At 65.3% G+C, this 13,636-nt stretch carries 13 protein-coding genes and 1 tRNA gene; 8 read left to right on the forward strand and 6 right to left on the reverse strand.

Translation table 11 applies throughout. The features are described 5' to 3' along the window. Positions 1-58: 58 nt before the first annotated feature. Positions 59-562: a tetratricopeptide repeat protein gene (locus GRI89_RS03875; protein ID WP_159792391.1), complete on the forward strand. Its 504-nt coding sequence runs from the start codon at positions 59-61 to the stop codon at positions 560-562. Position 563: 1 nt separating this feature from the next. Here GRI89_RS03875 and GRI89_RS03880 read toward each other — a convergent pair whose 3' ends face one another. Continuing rightward, on the reverse strand, positions 564-1,046 hold the full coding sequence (locus GRI89_RS03880) for an RNA pyrophosphohydrolase (protein ID WP_328598076.1): 483 nt from the start codon (positions 1,044-1,046) through the stop codon (positions 564-566). Beyond that, entirely contained in the window at positions 1,043-1,987 is a 945-nt protein-coding gene (locus GRI89_RS03885) for an alpha/beta hydrolase (RefSeq protein ID WP_159792393.1), read from the reverse strand. Before GRI89_RS03885 ends, GRI89_RS03880 begins: the two co-directional genes overlap by 4 nt. Positions 1,988-2,153: 166 nt before the next feature. Here GRI89_RS03885 and GRI89_RS03890 point away from each other — a divergent pair, with 166 nt between their 5' ends. From GRI89_RS03890 to GRI89_RS03900, 3 genes are read left to right on the forward strand one after another with little or no spacing between them, the layout of a single operon-like run. Then, on the forward strand, positions 2,154-4,091 hold the full coding sequence (locus tag GRI89_RS03890) for a 2-oxoacid:acceptor oxidoreductase subunit alpha (protein WP_159792395.1): 1,938 nt from the start codon (positions 2,154-2,156) through the stop codon (positions 4,089-4,091). Beyond that, positions 4,088-5,122 carry a 2-oxoacid:ferredoxin oxidoreductase subunit beta gene (locus tag GRI89_RS03895; protein WP_159792397.1) on the forward strand — a complete coding sequence of 345 codons (1,035 nt, stop codon included), beginning with the start codon at positions 4,088-4,090 and terminating at the stop codon, positions 5,120-5,122. The genes GRI89_RS03890 and GRI89_RS03895 overlap by 4 nt, the downstream gene beginning before the upstream one ends. Positions 5,123-5,150: 28 nt before the next feature. After that, positions 5,151-6,119, forward strand: a complete 969-nt coding sequence (locus tag GRI89_RS03900; RefSeq protein ID WP_159792399.1) for a metal-dependent hydrolase — start codon at positions 5,151-5,153, stop codon at positions 6,117-6,119. On the opposite strand, the gene GRI89_RS03905 is transcribed toward GRI89_RS03900, so the two are convergent. After that, positions 6,116-6,793 carry a phosphatase PAP2 family protein gene (locus GRI89_RS03905; RefSeq protein ID WP_235912778.1) on the reverse strand — a complete coding sequence of 226 codons (678 nt, stop codon included), beginning with the start codon at positions 6,791-6,793 and terminating at the stop codon, positions 6,116-6,118. The genes GRI89_RS03900 and GRI89_RS03905 overlap by 4 nt on opposite strands. Before the next feature lie 62 nt (positions 6,794-6,855). On the opposite strand from GRI89_RS03905, the gene GRI89_RS03910 reads away from it, so the two are divergent. From GRI89_RS03910 to GRI89_RS03920, 3 genes are read left to right on the forward strand one after another with little or no spacing between them, the layout of a single operon-like run. Continuing rightward, complete coding sequence (locus GRI89_RS03910) at positions 6,856-8,238, forward strand: cryptochrome/photolyase family protein (protein WP_159792815.1); 1,383 nt, start codon at positions 6,856-6,858, stop codon at positions 8,236-8,238. Positions 8,239-8,275: 37 nt separating this feature from the next. After that, positions 8,276-9,511: an SAM-dependent methyltransferase gene (locus GRI89_RS03915; RefSeq protein WP_159792403.1), complete on the forward strand. Its 1,236-nt coding sequence runs from the start codon at positions 8,276-8,278 to the stop codon at positions 9,509-9,511. Continuing rightward, positions 9,511-10,683: a serine hydrolase domain-containing protein gene (locus GRI89_RS03920; protein ID WP_159792405.1), complete on the forward strand. Its 1,173-nt coding sequence runs from the start codon at positions 9,511-9,513 to the stop codon at positions 10,681-10,683. Before GRI89_RS03915 ends, GRI89_RS03920 begins: the two co-directional genes overlap by 1 nt. Before the next feature lie 3 nt (positions 10,684-10,686). Here the strand turns inward: GRI89_RS03920 and GRI89_RS03925 are convergent, their stop codons facing one another. The 3 genes from GRI89_RS03925 to purF form a co-directional block, all read right to left on the reverse strand. Next, positions 10,687-11,028 carry a PilZ domain-containing protein gene (locus GRI89_RS03925; protein WP_407924963.1) on the reverse strand — a complete coding sequence of 114 codons (342 nt, stop codon included), beginning with the start codon at positions 11,026-11,028 and terminating at the stop codon, positions 10,687-10,689. Positions 11,029-11,130: 102 nt separating this feature from the next. Continuing rightward, a complete protein-coding gene (locus GRI89_RS03930; RefSeq protein WP_159792409.1) occupies positions 11,131-11,853 on the reverse strand; it encodes an SDR family NAD(P)-dependent oxidoreductase in 723 nt (240 codons plus the stop codon). Continuing rightward, entirely contained in the window at positions 11,853-13,325 is a 1,473-nt protein-coding gene (gene purF / locus GRI89_RS03935; RefSeq protein WP_159792817.1) for an amidophosphoribosyltransferase, read from the reverse strand. The genes GRI89_RS03930 and purF overlap by 1 nt, the downstream gene beginning before the upstream one ends. Positions 13,326-13,516: 191 nt before the next feature. Here purF and GRI89_RS03940 point away from each other — a divergent pair. Beyond that, positions 13,517-13,593: transfer RNA gene (locus GRI89_RS03940), tRNA-Pro, on the forward strand. Positions 13,594-13,636: the final 43 nt, after the last annotated feature.

Here is a 13,636-nt window from a genome sequence, read left to right on the forward strand (position 1 = left end):
TTGTGACATTATGACCGATCCCGGTCCCCAGTCCTATTTCGCGCTCAAGGAGTTCGCGATGCGTTATACCCCCGCCGCCGCCGCCCTTTCCCTGCTGGTCGTCGTCACGGCGAGCGTCAGTATGGCGGAGGACCGGGTGACCGACCCGCGTTCGGCGGCACTGGAAGCGCAGGGGCGCAGCCAGCTGCAGGCCGGTCAGGTGCAGATGGCGGTTGACAGCTTCGAGGCGGCGCTGGTCATCGATCCGGCCAATATCCGGGTCTACCTCGACCTCGCCGAAGCGGCACGGGTGCAGGGCATGCAGGGCAAGGCAATCCACTATTACCGCGAGGCGCTGGAGCGCGACCCGAAGAACTTCGCCGCGCTTTCGGGAGAGGGCGAGGCTTTGATGGAGAAAGGCGCGGTTGAGAAGGCCCGCCGCAACCTCGCGCAGCTCCAGTCGCTCTGCGGTAAGGGCTGCACCGAAAGCATTGAACTCGCCGCCGCGATCGACCGGGGTCCCTCCGCTGCGACGCTGACCGCCGAGGCGGTCATGCCCGAGACGGTGGTGACCCAGAACTAGGTCAGATCAGGCCGGCAAAGCCCTCGACGATAGCGCGATAGACGTCGCGCTTGAACGGCACGATCAGCTCCGGCAGCAGCCGCGGCTCGATCCATTTCCATTCGCAGAATTCGGGCGGGTCGTGCGCGTCGAGGTCGATGTCGGCATCGCTGCCGGTGAAGCGGGCAAGGTACCAGGTCTGGCGCTGGCCGAGGTACTTGCCGCCCCAGAGCTTGCCGATGAGCTCGTCAGGCAGATCGTAGAACAGCTCCTCCGGCAGCCGGTCGACCACCTCGACATGCTCGGCGCGCGCGCCGGTTTCTTCCCACAACTCGCGCAACACGGCGTTGGCCGGGTCCTCGCCCTTGTCGACGCCGCCTTGCGGCATCTGCCAGAAGTCACCTTCCTTGTTGTCGATCCGCTTGCCCGCGAAGGCATGCCCGGTCGCGTTGACCAGCATGACGCCAACGCAGGGGCGGTAGAGCGTGGGATCAGGTGCCGTCACGCCATCATTGCCGCGAGTGCTGTGTAGACCCGCTTGAGGTCGGCCTGCCCGCTGGGGATAGCCTTCCTCATGGTGATGAAGCCGTGGTTGATCCCGCGCGCTTCTAGGCAGGTGACGTCGACGCCCTGGCCGATGAGGTGCGCGGCGTACTCGCGCCCCGAGTCGCGCAATGGGTCGAGCCCGGCGGTCAGCACCACGGTCGGCGGGGTCATTGAATGGTCGTCGGCGAGCATCGGGTACATCCGCGGGTCGCTCTCGTCGCCCGCGTACTGGTCGGTGAACCAACCCATCAGCTTGGAGGTGAGGAAGAAACCGTCGGCGAATTCTCGGAAGCTAGAGTGGTGCGCAATCGGGTTGGCAATGGGGTAGATCGGCACTTGCGCCACGACGGGCACGGCAGCAGGCTTGGCCATCAGCGCGGCGGTAGTGACGATGGTAAGGTTTCCACCGGCGCTGTCGCCCATCGGCACAAGTCCGGTAACCTCGAAGCCCAGTTCTGCGGGGCTTCCCGCGACCCAACGTGTTGCAGCCTCGCAATCGTCGGGGGCGGCGGGGAAGGGGTGTTCTGGGGCGAGTCGGTAGTCGACCGAGATCACCGGCAGGCCGGTCTCGGCGGCGATCTCGGTGCACAGGCTGTGATAGACCTCGATGTCGCCGACCACGAAGCCGCCGCCGTGGTAGAACACGATCGCCGGGCCGGGCTTGCGATCGGCTTGCGAGTCATAGAGCCGCAGCGGGATGTCGCCACCGGGGCCGGGGCAGGTGTGGTCCTTGATCACCGCCAGTTCGCGCGGTTCGGCATCGACCATCGGCCCCATCGCCCGCGCACCGGCGCGCGCTTCCTCGACCGGCAATTCATAGAGCATCGGCTGGTTCAGCGACGCTAGATAGTCGAGGAAGGCGCGAACATCGTCGCGCACGAAGTGATTGTTGGATGCCATGCCTCTCTCCTGTGCTCGCGCCGACACTAGCGAAGCGAGATACGGTTTTGCACTCGGCAATTTCCTCTCGCGACAGAAAAACTTGATTGCGAGCGCGCACGGTGGGACCTAGGTGCCCGGCCATAATCGATTGACGACGCCGCAACGGCGCGAGCAGGACAAGACGATGGCAACGCAAACGGCTGAACGCACGGCCGAGACAGAGCAGCCCCAGGCTGTCGTGGTGCGTTTCGCAGGCGACAGCGGCGACGGCATGCAGCTGACGGGCGGTCAATTCACGCTTTCCACGGCTCTGGCCGGCAATGACCTTGCGACCTTCCCCGACTTCCCGGCGGAAATCCGCGCCCCGCAGGGCACGCTGTTCGGGGTCTCGGCTTTCCAGATCAACTTCGGCTCGACCGACGTCGACACCGCGGGCGATGCGCCCGATGTGCTGGTGGCGATGAACCCGGCGGCGCTGAAAGTGAACCTCTCGGCGCTCAAGCCCGGCGGACTCATCATCGTCGACGAAGGCGAGTTCTCGAAGCGCAACCTCGACAAAGCCAAGTACGACGTCAGCCCGCTCGACGACGACACGTTGGCTCAATTCACCGTGCTCAGGCTCGATATCTCGGCGCGCACGATGGAGGCGGTCAAGCCATTCGGGCTCGGCAACAAGGAAGCGCTGCGCTGCAAGAACATGTGGACCCTCGGACTTGCGCTGTGGATGTTCGACCGCAGCCGCCAGCCGATTCACGACTGGCTCAAGGCCAAGTTCGCCAAGGCACCCGAGCTGGCCGAGGCCAATATCGCCGCGCTCGACGCCGGCCATGCCTATGGCGAGACGGCGGAACTGGCCGGGCCGCTGCGCCAGGTCCACCTCGACCCAGTGCCGACCGCGCCGGGGCTCTACCGCACGCTGACCGGCGCCGAAGCCATTGCGCTCGGCCTCGTCGCGGGGGCGCGGCTGCTGCGCCTGCCGATGTTCTTCGGCGGCTATCCCATCACCCCGGCCTCGGCGATCCTCCACCACCTCGTGCGGATGAAGGAATTCAACGTCACAACCTTCCAGGCGGAAGACGAGATCGCCGCGATCTGCGCCGCCATCGGTGCGAGCTATGCCGGGAGCCTTGGGGTCACTTCCTCCTCCGGTCCGGGCATTGCCCTGAAGACCGAAGCCATCGGTCTCGGCATCATGACCGAACTGCCGCTGGTGATCGTTAATTCGCAGCGCGGCGGCCCCTCCACCGGCCTGCCGACCAAGACCGAGCAGAGCGACCTCTACCAGGCAGTCTATGGCCGCAACGGCGATGCGCCGATGCCCGTGGTCGCCGCGCGCAGCCCGGCCGACGCCTTCGAGTGCGCCATCGAGGCGTGCCGCATCGCTGTGCAGTACATGACCCCGGTCATGCTGCTGACCGACGGCTACATCGCCAACGCCGCCGAGCCGTGGAAGGTACCCAATCCGGACGCCTTCGAGCGCTTCCCGGCCGAGTTCCTGAGCGAGAAGAACGGGCCCGAAGAGACGCTTCTGCCATACAAGCGCAACGAACTTGGCGCGCGGCCGTGGATCAAGCCGGGCACGCCAGAGCTGATGCACCGCATTGGTGGGATCGAGAAGGCGGTCGACACCGGCCACATCGACTATTCGCCGGGTAACCACCAGGCGATGACCGACGCGCGGCAGAACAAGATCGCGAACATTCACGTCAGCGACCAGCAGGTCTCGGTCGGTACCAAGGGCGGCAGGCTGGCGGTGGTCGGCTGGGGCAGCACCTACGGCCCGATCCACCAGGCGGTGCACCGCGCGCGGCGCAAGGGCCTCGACGTCAGCCACATCCACATCCGCCACATCTGGCCGCTCCCGGCCAACCTCGGCGAGCTGCTGAAGAGCTACGAGCAGGTGCTGGTGCCGGAGATGAACACGGGCCAACTCAAGACCCTGCTGCGCGACCAGTACCTGGTCGATGCCCGGCCGCTGACCAAGACCAGCGGCCAGCCGTTCCAGATCGCCGAACTCGAAGCGGCCATCGCCAAGTACTTCGACGGCATCCCCGGCAACGAAGGCGGCGAGGTCGAACCCAACGACGCCCAGCTTCCCAGCCCGAAGGCGGTGAACCCATGAACGACATGACCCCCGTCGAAACGACCCTCAAGGACTGGGAAACCGACCAGGAGGTGCGCTGGTGCCCCGGGTGCGGTGACTATGCGATCCTCAAGGCGGTGCAGCGCACGCTACCCAAGCTCGGCGCCGATCCGAAGAACACCGTGTTCGTCAGCGGCATCGGCTGCTCGAGCCGGTTTCCGTACTACGTCGAAAGCTATGGCTTTCACACCATCCACGGCCGCGCACCGGCGGTGGCCACCGGCGTGAAGCTGGCCAACCCCGACCTCGACGTGTGGATCGTCACCGGCGACGGTGACGGCATGTCGATCGGCGGCAACCACACGATGCACGTTCTGCGCCGCAACCTCGATTGCCAGATCCTGTTGTTCAACAACGAGATCTACGGCCTGACCAAAGGCCAGGCCTCTCCGACCAGCCGGCTCGGCACGCGTTCGCCGACGACGCCGGCGGGCAGCTACGACCGCCCGGCCAAGGCCTGCGCCTTCGCGCTCGGCGCCGGTGCGCGGTTCGTCGCGCGCGGGTTCGACGTGTCGAAGAAGCTGCCGGAAGTGCTGGAAGCGGCCTATCGCCACAAGGGCGCGGCCTTCGTCGAAATCTACCAGAACTGCATCGTATACAACAAGGACGTGTTCGACGGCTTTGCCGCTCCGAAGGGCGCGGAAGACCACCAGTTGTGGCTCGAAAATGGCGAGCCGATGCTCTTCGCGGGCAGTACCAAGGGCATCTCGCTCAATCGCGATACACTCCGGCTCGAAGTGGTCGATGTGGTCGACGGCGACTGGAAGTCGGCGGGCGTGATCGTCCATGACGTCACCAATCGCTCGGTCGCGCACATGCTTGTCGAGATTCCCTTCCCGGAATTCCCCAAGGCGCTCGGCGTGCTTTACGACGATCCGCGTCCGACCTTCGAAGGCGAGGTCGCCGCGGAGAAGGCGCGGCTCAGCGAAGGCAAGGAACCGAACCTCGCCGCGCTCCTGTCCAAGGGGCAGTCTTGGAAGGTCGAGGAGTCCGGCCCGGTCGAGCTATAGGCCGCTGCGCAGCAGGCCGTTCGGGTAGATGGACAACTTCACCCACAGCCTTGTCGGCTGGGCGCTCGGACAGACCGGACTCAAGCGCAAGACGCGCAAGGGACTGGCCGCGCTGGTTCTTGGCGCCAATGCGCCCGATATCGACGTCTTCTTCGGCTGGGTTCCCTGGGCCCCACTGGCGATCCACCGTGGTGTTACGCACAGCCTCGTCGTGGGCGTCTGGGTCATGCCCGTGCTGACCGCAGGGTTCCTGTGGCTGCTCGACCGATGGCAGGTGGGGCGAGGAGGGGCCTTCAAGTCCGGGCTCGAAGTGCGTTTCGGCTGGCTGCTGGCGCTCGCCTTCCTCGGCTGCCTGACCCACCCGTTGCTGGACTGGCAGACCAGCTATGCGGTGCAACTCCTCTCGCCGTTCAGCAACACTTGGTTCCACAACGACTCGCTTTTCATCATCGACGTCTGGATCTGGAGCGCGTTGAGTTCCGGCATCTGGCTTTCCCGGCGGCGTGAGAAGTCGGTGCAGGCGAATTGGCGACGGCCACCAATGATCGCGCTGGCGGCAGTGCTGGCCTACATCTGCGGGAACGGCGTGTTGAGCCAATGGGTGGTCGACCGATCGCAGGTCATGGAGCCCCACGCCCTGCATGACGTCATGGTCACTTCGCCACCACCTGTTCTCTTCTGGAAGCGCGATGTCATCTGGCGGCGTGATGGCGTCATCTATCGTGGGCGGTACGATCCGTTCCAGCACTTCGGAATGCTCGACAACTGGGGCGAAGGCAGGCCCGACGGCATGACCGACCCGCTCGCCCGCAAGGTGCTGATGGAAACCCCGGAGCTGGCCAGTTTTCGCCGCTGGTCGATCCTGCCGATGGCCTGGGTCAAGCGCGAGAAATGTACGATGACGGTGCAATACCAGGACGCGCGGTTTGGCGAGCGGCCGGGGGCAGGGCGGCTTGGGACTTCGGCGACGGTACCGACCAGCGCGACGGGCTGCTAGCTATCCGCGGCGATCTGCGCCGGACGCGCCAGCACCGCGGCTGACAGGAAGGCCCATCCCGCGCCGCCGAGCCAACCCGCAATGACATCACTGGGGAAGTGCACGCCGAGCCAGACCCGACTCCAGGCAATCACGAGGCTCAGGGCAATCGCCGTCCCGATGATAGTGAAACGCACCGTTTGCCGCGCGCTCAGGGTCGCGAAGGCCAGCGCGATGGCGATGTAGACCACCGCCGAATTGAAACTGTGCCCGCTCGGGAAGCTCGCGCCCGCCGCCTCGGTCAGGTGCGGCACGATTTCGGGGCGGGGACGCCCGACGAGGGCCTTGATGCCGCCGTCGACCGCCCACCCAAGCGCGACCGTTGCGGCCAGCAGGATCGCCTCGCGCCTGAGGCGGAGGAACAGCAGCGCGGCGACCGCGCCCAGTGCGAAGAGGTTGCGCAGCAGGATCCCGCCGAGCGCGGTCACGTCGCGAACAGCTTCGAGCAGTTTGGGAGGCCCCTTTGGCACAAGTCCTGCTCCCTCGCGCCAGAATAACAGGCCGATACGGTCGAAGGCGTCGCTACGCCCGCTCTCGACCAGCCAGACCATCGCGGCAAAGCCAATCAAACACAGGATCGCGACCACCAGCGCCTTGCGCCGGTCGATGCTCCAGCCTCGGGCAGGCAGGGTCAAGGTTTCGGGAGGTTTCGGCATTGGACAGGGGAACAGCTTAATGGCAGTCCCGTTCCGTGCCTATGGCTTCCCCGCAGATTGTCTGGTTGCGACGCGACTTGCGGCTCGCCGACCAGGAAGCCTTCCACGCCGCCGCCGCGCGCGGTCCGGTCATCCCTGTCTATGTGCTTGACGACGAGAGCCCGAAGCACCGCACGATGGGCGGGGCGAGCCGCTGGTGGCTGCACCATAGCCTCGCCTCGTTGGCGAGCGACCTGCACAAGCACAGTTACCGCCTGATCCTGCGTCGCGGCAGGGCGGCGGAGGTGTTGGTGGCGCTGGCGAGGGAGACCGGAGCGGGCTCGATCCATGCCCTGCGGCACTACGAACCCTGGTGGCGCAACGCCGAGCGGGAGCTGAAGGAGTCTCTGCCGGACGGGATCAAATTCATCCGCCACGACGGTCTCTACTTGCTGCCTCCGGGCACGGTGACGACCGGGTCGGGTGGTCCCTACAAGATCTTCACCCCGTTCTACCGCGCGATGCGCGAACGGTTGCCCCCGGGAGAACCGTTGGCGGTGCCCGAATTGGCGCTGCCCGAAAGCTGGCCGGAATCGGACAAGCTTGAGGATTGGAACCTGCTGCCGACCAAACCCGACTGGTCGGGCAGCATGAACGCGGCATGGCAAGTAGGCGAGGGCGCAGCCCACGAACAGCTGGATGCTTTCGCCGAACACGCTTCGAAGTACGAAGCAGAGCGTAACCTGCCTGCAATCGACGGCTCATCGCGCCTTTCGCCCCACCTGCACTTCGGCGAAATCTCGCCGCGGCAGGTTTGGAGTGCCTTCGCGGATCGTCGCGGAAAGGGGGTGGAGAGTTTCCTGCGCGAGCTGGTGTGGCGAGACTATGCGGCCAACGTCATGTTGCAATTTCCCGACTATCCCGAGCATTCTTACAAGGTGAACTTCGCCAATCTCGCCTGGCGGGATCACCAAGGCGAAGCGGCGGCCGACCTCGAAGCATGGAAGCGCGGGCGCACCGGCTACCCGATCGTCGATGCCGGAATGCGCCAGCTCTGGGCCACGGGATGGATGCACAACCGCGTGCGGATGATCGCCGCCAGCTTCCTGATCAAACACCTGTTGATCGACTGGCGCGTCGGCGAACGCTGGTTCTGGGATACGCTGGTCGATGCCGATTACGCCAGCAACGGCACAAACTGGCAGTGGGTCGCGGGGACCGGGGTCGACGCCAACATGTTCGTGCGCATCATGGCTCCGCTGTTACAGAGCGAGAAGTTCGACGCCGCGGGGTACATTCGCCAATGGGTGCCCGAGCTTGCCGGCCTGCCCGACGAAGTGATCCACGATCCCTCGGACATGGAGCGCCCGGACGACTATCCGCCGAAAATCGTCGAGCACCGTACAGCACGCGAACGCGCATTGGGGGCATTTCGCGAGCTCTAACTTGCCGCGCGGCGCGACGGATTGCATATTACGCACCATGAAAAGGGAGGCTGCCAGGGGAGGGGCGCTGCTGCAAGGCGGGCGCCGGTTCGGTATTGCGCCGGGATTCGTTGCGCGACGCCTCGCCGGGGGCTTTCAATCACTCCTCGACCGCATCGACGAAGGATTGGTTGAAGGCTCGATCCTCATGCGCCTGCCCGATGGATCGGTGCGCATGCTCGGTGGGCGCGAACCGGGCTTTGCCGGCGAAGTCACGATCCACGATTGGCGGGCGCTGATCAGGTTTGCCGTCGGCGGCTCGGCCGGGTTCTACCAGGCATGGGAAGCGGGCGAGTGGAGCAGCCCCGATCCCGTGCCGCTCTGCGCCCTTTTCTCATTGAACGGGGAAGCGCTGGGCGAAACCGGTCGTGCAAAGGGCCCGTACCGCGTTGCTGCGCGCTTCGCCCACTGGCTTAACCGTAATACCAGGTCGGGCGCGGAAAAGAATATCCAGGTGCACTACGACCTCGGCAACGATTTCTACCGCCAGTGGCTCGACCCGACCATGGCCTATTCGAGCGCCTACAAGGTCGGCAACGATGGTCTCGAGGCCGCACAGCACCGCAAGTGGGAGCGGCTCGCCGAGCGTGTCGGCTCGCCGCAGACCGTGCTGGAAATCGGCTGCGGTTGGGGCGGTCTGTGCAATCACTTCGCCCAGGCCGGAGCCAACGTGACCGGCATCAGCCTCTCGGACGAGCAACTGGCTTGGGCACGCGAAAGGTTTCCGAAGGTCGAATTCCTCAAGCAGGACTATCGCGACACCAGCGGGCAATTCGATGCCATCGTCAGTGTCGAGATGGTCGAGGCGCTGGGGCGGGCCTACTGGCCCGATTTCATGGACTGCCTTGCACGCAACCTGAAGCCCGGCGGACGCGCGGCGATCCAGTACATTGCGATGAAGGACAGCCTGTTCGAAGGCTACGCCCGCAACGCCGACTTCATCCAGGCCTACGTCTTTCCCGGCGGCCTTCTGATCAAGGCGAGCGAGTTCCGCGCCCTTGCCGAAGAGCGGGGCCTGTCGTGGCAGGACCAGGAGGACTTCCCGCTCGACTATGCCGAGACGCTCAGGATATGGCGCGAACGGTTCGATCTGGCCTGCCGGGAAGAGCGCCTGCCAGCGGGCTTCGACGATCGGTTCCGCAACCTGTGGCGCTTCTACCTGATGTACTGCGAGGGGGGCTTTCGTGGCGGCGGTATTACCGTCAGCCAGGTCACTCTGGTCAAGGATAAGTAATGCGGTTTCCGTTCTTCCCGGTGTTCGCTGCGGCGACACTGGTAGCCTGTACTTCCGCAACTCCGGCTATCGAGCGGACTTCACCGCCCGCCACCGCGACGAACCTGACTCGCGCCTCGACCGAGGTTCTGTTCTGGGACGATTCCACCCGCGCGGACCGCTTCCGCCACATGGAGGACTACTTCCCCGGAATCGAGGTCGCGCCGTCGCTGCATCCGCGCGTCTTGCCTGCAGGCACCGACCTGCCGGCAGCGGCCTCGGGCGCGCTCGACCGCTACCTCGGACGCGGCGATATTGCCGGGATCATGGTCCTGCAGGACGGCAAGGTTCGTTACGAGAAATACGGGCTCGGTTTTGGACCTGGGCAGCGCTGGACCAGCTTCTCGATGGCCAAAAGCCTGACCTCGACGCTGGCCGGGGCGGCGATTAAGGACGGCTACATAAAGAGCCTCGACGAAAAGGTCTCCCACTACATCCCGGGCCTTGCCGGGAGCGCCTACGACGACGTGACGCTCGAACAGCTCCTGACGATGACTTCGGGCGTTGCCTGGAACGAGGACTACGCAGACCCGAACAGCGATGTGGCGCGGATCTTCGCGGTCGAACCCGATCCGGGCGAGTCGCAGGTCGTGACCGTGATGAAGAAGCTTCCGCGCGATGCCGCGCCGGGCGCCAAGTGGGTCTACAAGACCGGCGAGACCAACCTTGTCGGCGAACTGGTCGAAAAGGCGACCGGACGCACGCTGGCCGAATACGCCAAGGCCAAGGTCGTCGATCCGGCGGGGCTGGAAGGCAAGCTGTTCTGGCAGACCGAGCTTACCGGCGGCAACGTCGGCGGGTGCTGCATCGAGTTATCGATGCGCGATTACGCCCGGTTCGGCCAATTCGTTCTCGAAGGCGGTCACGGCAGCGTCGCGCCGGGCTGGCTATCGCGCGCCGGAGCGCAGCACGTCGATCTCGGGCAGGGATTCGGATACGGCTACCAGTGGTGGACCTATCCCGCCGGGGCATTCGGCGCGATCGGCATTTTCGGTCAGTCGATCACTGTGTTCCCGGACCAGCAACTCGTCGTGGTGATCCTCGGCAACTGGCCAAAAGCAACGGGCGCGGACCTTACCGGCCCGCGCACCGCGTTACTCGCACAAGTCTACGCGGCCGTGGCCGCGGAGTAGCCGTCAGCGGCCGACAGTACCGTCGCCGCGATAGCGGGCGAGGATGTTGTCGTGAACGATGGGACTCAGCAGGCTGGAGAACGCGCAGCCGGCCATGTTGTCTTCCCACCAGATCACTTCAGCCTGAAGCGATTCGAGGCCGGGCAGCGTCAGCCAGCAAACCGTGCCCGGATGGACGCGGCTGACGGCCGTGCAGGAAAAGCCCGACAGCGAAAGGTCGTGGACCACGGTCTGGAAAGCGCGGCCGCCGGATTGGCGGAATTGCGCCGGTATCGAAAGCTTGGTGCGCGGAGCGCTGCGATCTTCCTGCGCAGCAATCTCATAGCGCCCAACGACGTTTTGCATGCTCATCGCAAGCGTCCCTTTAGCGATGCCCCCACGGGCCAACTGAGGCCCGCAAGGAGGGATTTTTGCCTGATTTACTTACCAGGTCGCTACCGGAGGTGGTTAACGCGAAATTTCCGCTCTTATTCGGACGCCGCTGGCGAAGTCCTCGCCGAGCAGGTCGACGATGCGATCGGCCACCGCTTCGGGCGCCTTGACCGTCTGCGGGTCTTCGCCCGGGTAGGCGCGGGCGCGCATCTGGGTGCGGGTGGCGCCGGGATCGACAATGGCCACGCGGACCTCGGAAATCCGTTCGACTTCCTGGGCATAGGCGGCAAGTAGGTTGTCGAACGCCGCCTTGCTGGCGCCATATGCGCCCCAGTAAGCACGCGGCTCCGCCCCGACCGAGCTGGTCAGTCCGATCACCCGCGCCGCATCGGCTCGCTTGAGCAGCGGGTCGAAGTTAGCCAGCAACGCCTGCGTCGCCAGCACGTTAAGCGTCAGCGCCTTGTTGAAGGCGCTCTGTTCGATCTGCGTCACCGGCGTGAGTTGTGGCAACAGCGCTGCGTTGATGACGAGGATGTCGAGCTTGTTCCAGCGTTCGGACACCGCGTTCGCCAGCCGGGCGATCGAGTCGCTCTCGACGAGGTCCATCGGGGCGATGGTCGCCGTGCCGCCGGCCTGGTGGATCGCTTCTTCGACGCCTTCGAGGTCGCGCGCGGTGCGTGCGGTGAGGACGATATGCGCCCCGGCCGCAGCAAGCGCCTGCGCGGTAGCTGCGCCGATTCCGCGGCTCGCCCCGGTGACGAGCGCAATGCGCCCGGCAAGCGGCTTGTCCCCGGACATCAGGCGACCTTGTTGACGGGTAGGGTGAGCTGGGCTTCCTGCCGGTGCCGCTCGGCGAGGTCGGTCAGCGACGTCGGATAATCGCCGGTGAAGCAGGCATCGCAGTACTGTGGGCAGGCGTCGTTGCGGCCCGGCAGGCCGACCGCGCGATAGAGACCGTCGATGGAGACGAAGGCGAGGCTGTCGGCCTGGATGAACTCGCACATCGCCTTGAGGTCCATCCGCCCGGCGAGCAGCTTGGAGCGTTCGGGCGTATCGACGCCGTAATAGCAGCCGTGCCCGGTCGGCGGGCTGGCGACGCGGAAATGCACCTCGCGGGCACCGGCATCGCGCATCATCTGTACGATCTTCAGGCTCGTCGTGCCGCGCACGATCGAATCGTCGATCAGTACGATGCGCTTGCCTTCGACCAGAGCGCGGTTGGCGTTGTGCTTGCGCTTGACGCCGGCGTTGCGCGCTCCGTCAGAGGGCTGGATGAAGGTGCGTCCGACGTAGTGTGACCGGATGATGCCGAGTTCGAACGGGATGCCCGATTCCTGGCTGTAGCCGATCGCCGCCGGCACGCCGCTGTCGGGTACCGGAACGACGAGGTCGGCCTCGACCGGTTCTTCCTTCGCCAATTCGACGCCGATCAGCTTGCGCGACTGGTAGACCGAGCGATCGTTGAAGATCGAATCCGGTCGGCTGAAATAGACGTGCTCGAAGATGCACGGACGCGAAGGGCGGTCACCGAACGGGCGGTGGCTGCGCATCGTTCCGTCGAAGTCGACTTCGATGAACTCGCCTGGCTCGATCTGGCGAACGAACTCGGCGCCAACGACGTCGAGCGCCACGGTCTCGCTGGCGAACACGGTTGCATCGCCCAGCTTGCCCATGACCAGCGGTCGGATGCCGAGCGGATCGCGGCACGCGGCCATGCCGCGCGGAGTGCAGATGACGAGGGCGTAGGCGCCTTCGACCTGCAGCAATGCGTCGATCAGCTTGTCGAGCATGGTGCGTTGCTTGCTTGTCGCGACAAGGTGGATGATAACCTCGGTGTCGGAGGTCGACTGGAAGATCGAGCCCTTCTCGACCAGTTCCTGCCGCATCTGTCCGGCGTTCGAAAGATTGCCATTGTGAGCCACTGCGAACCCACCGCTGGCGAGGTCGGCGTATAGCGGCTGCACGTTGCGAAGGCCGGCACCGCCGGTGGTCGAATAGCGGACGTGGCCGACCGCCATCGTGCCGGGCAGTTCGGCGATCGATTCCCCGGTCGAGAAGTTCTCCGCAACATGGCCAAGGCCGCGCCGGGTGTAAAATTCATTGCCGTCGAAGCTGGTGATGCCGACGGCTTCCTGCCCGCGGTGTTGCAGGGCGTGCAGGCCGAGCGCCGTCGCAGCAGCAGCCTCGGCGCCGCCTATGATGCCGAAAATGCCGCATTCTTCCCGGAGCTTGTCGCCGTCCAGGTCGAGAGAAGGGTGAGTGAGGTTCATCTGTTCCCGCAAGGGTCGCCAGCCGCGCGCCCCCAATGGCGATTGCGAGCGATCATTACAAGTCTGTTGCAGGTGAAATCTGTGGGGCGGGGTGGATTTTGCGGTAGCCGCAATTGCCCGCTTGCCACCCGGCAACCCCATGCCTATAGGGCCGCCTCTGCCTCGCCCCGGAGCAATCCGGGAGCATCGGTCGGGGAGTAGCTCAGCCTGGTAGAGCACTGTCTTCGGGAGGCAGGGGCCGGAGGTTCGAATCCTCTCTCCCCGACCATTTACTTTCATCCACAACGTGCCCACGATATTCGGCCGAAGCC

Source organism: Croceibacterium salegens, assembly GCF_009827435.1.
In the GTDB taxonomy this organism is placed as follows: Bacteria; Pseudomonadota; Alphaproteobacteria; order Sphingomonadales; family Sphingomonadaceae; genus Croceibacterium_B; species Croceibacterium_B salegens.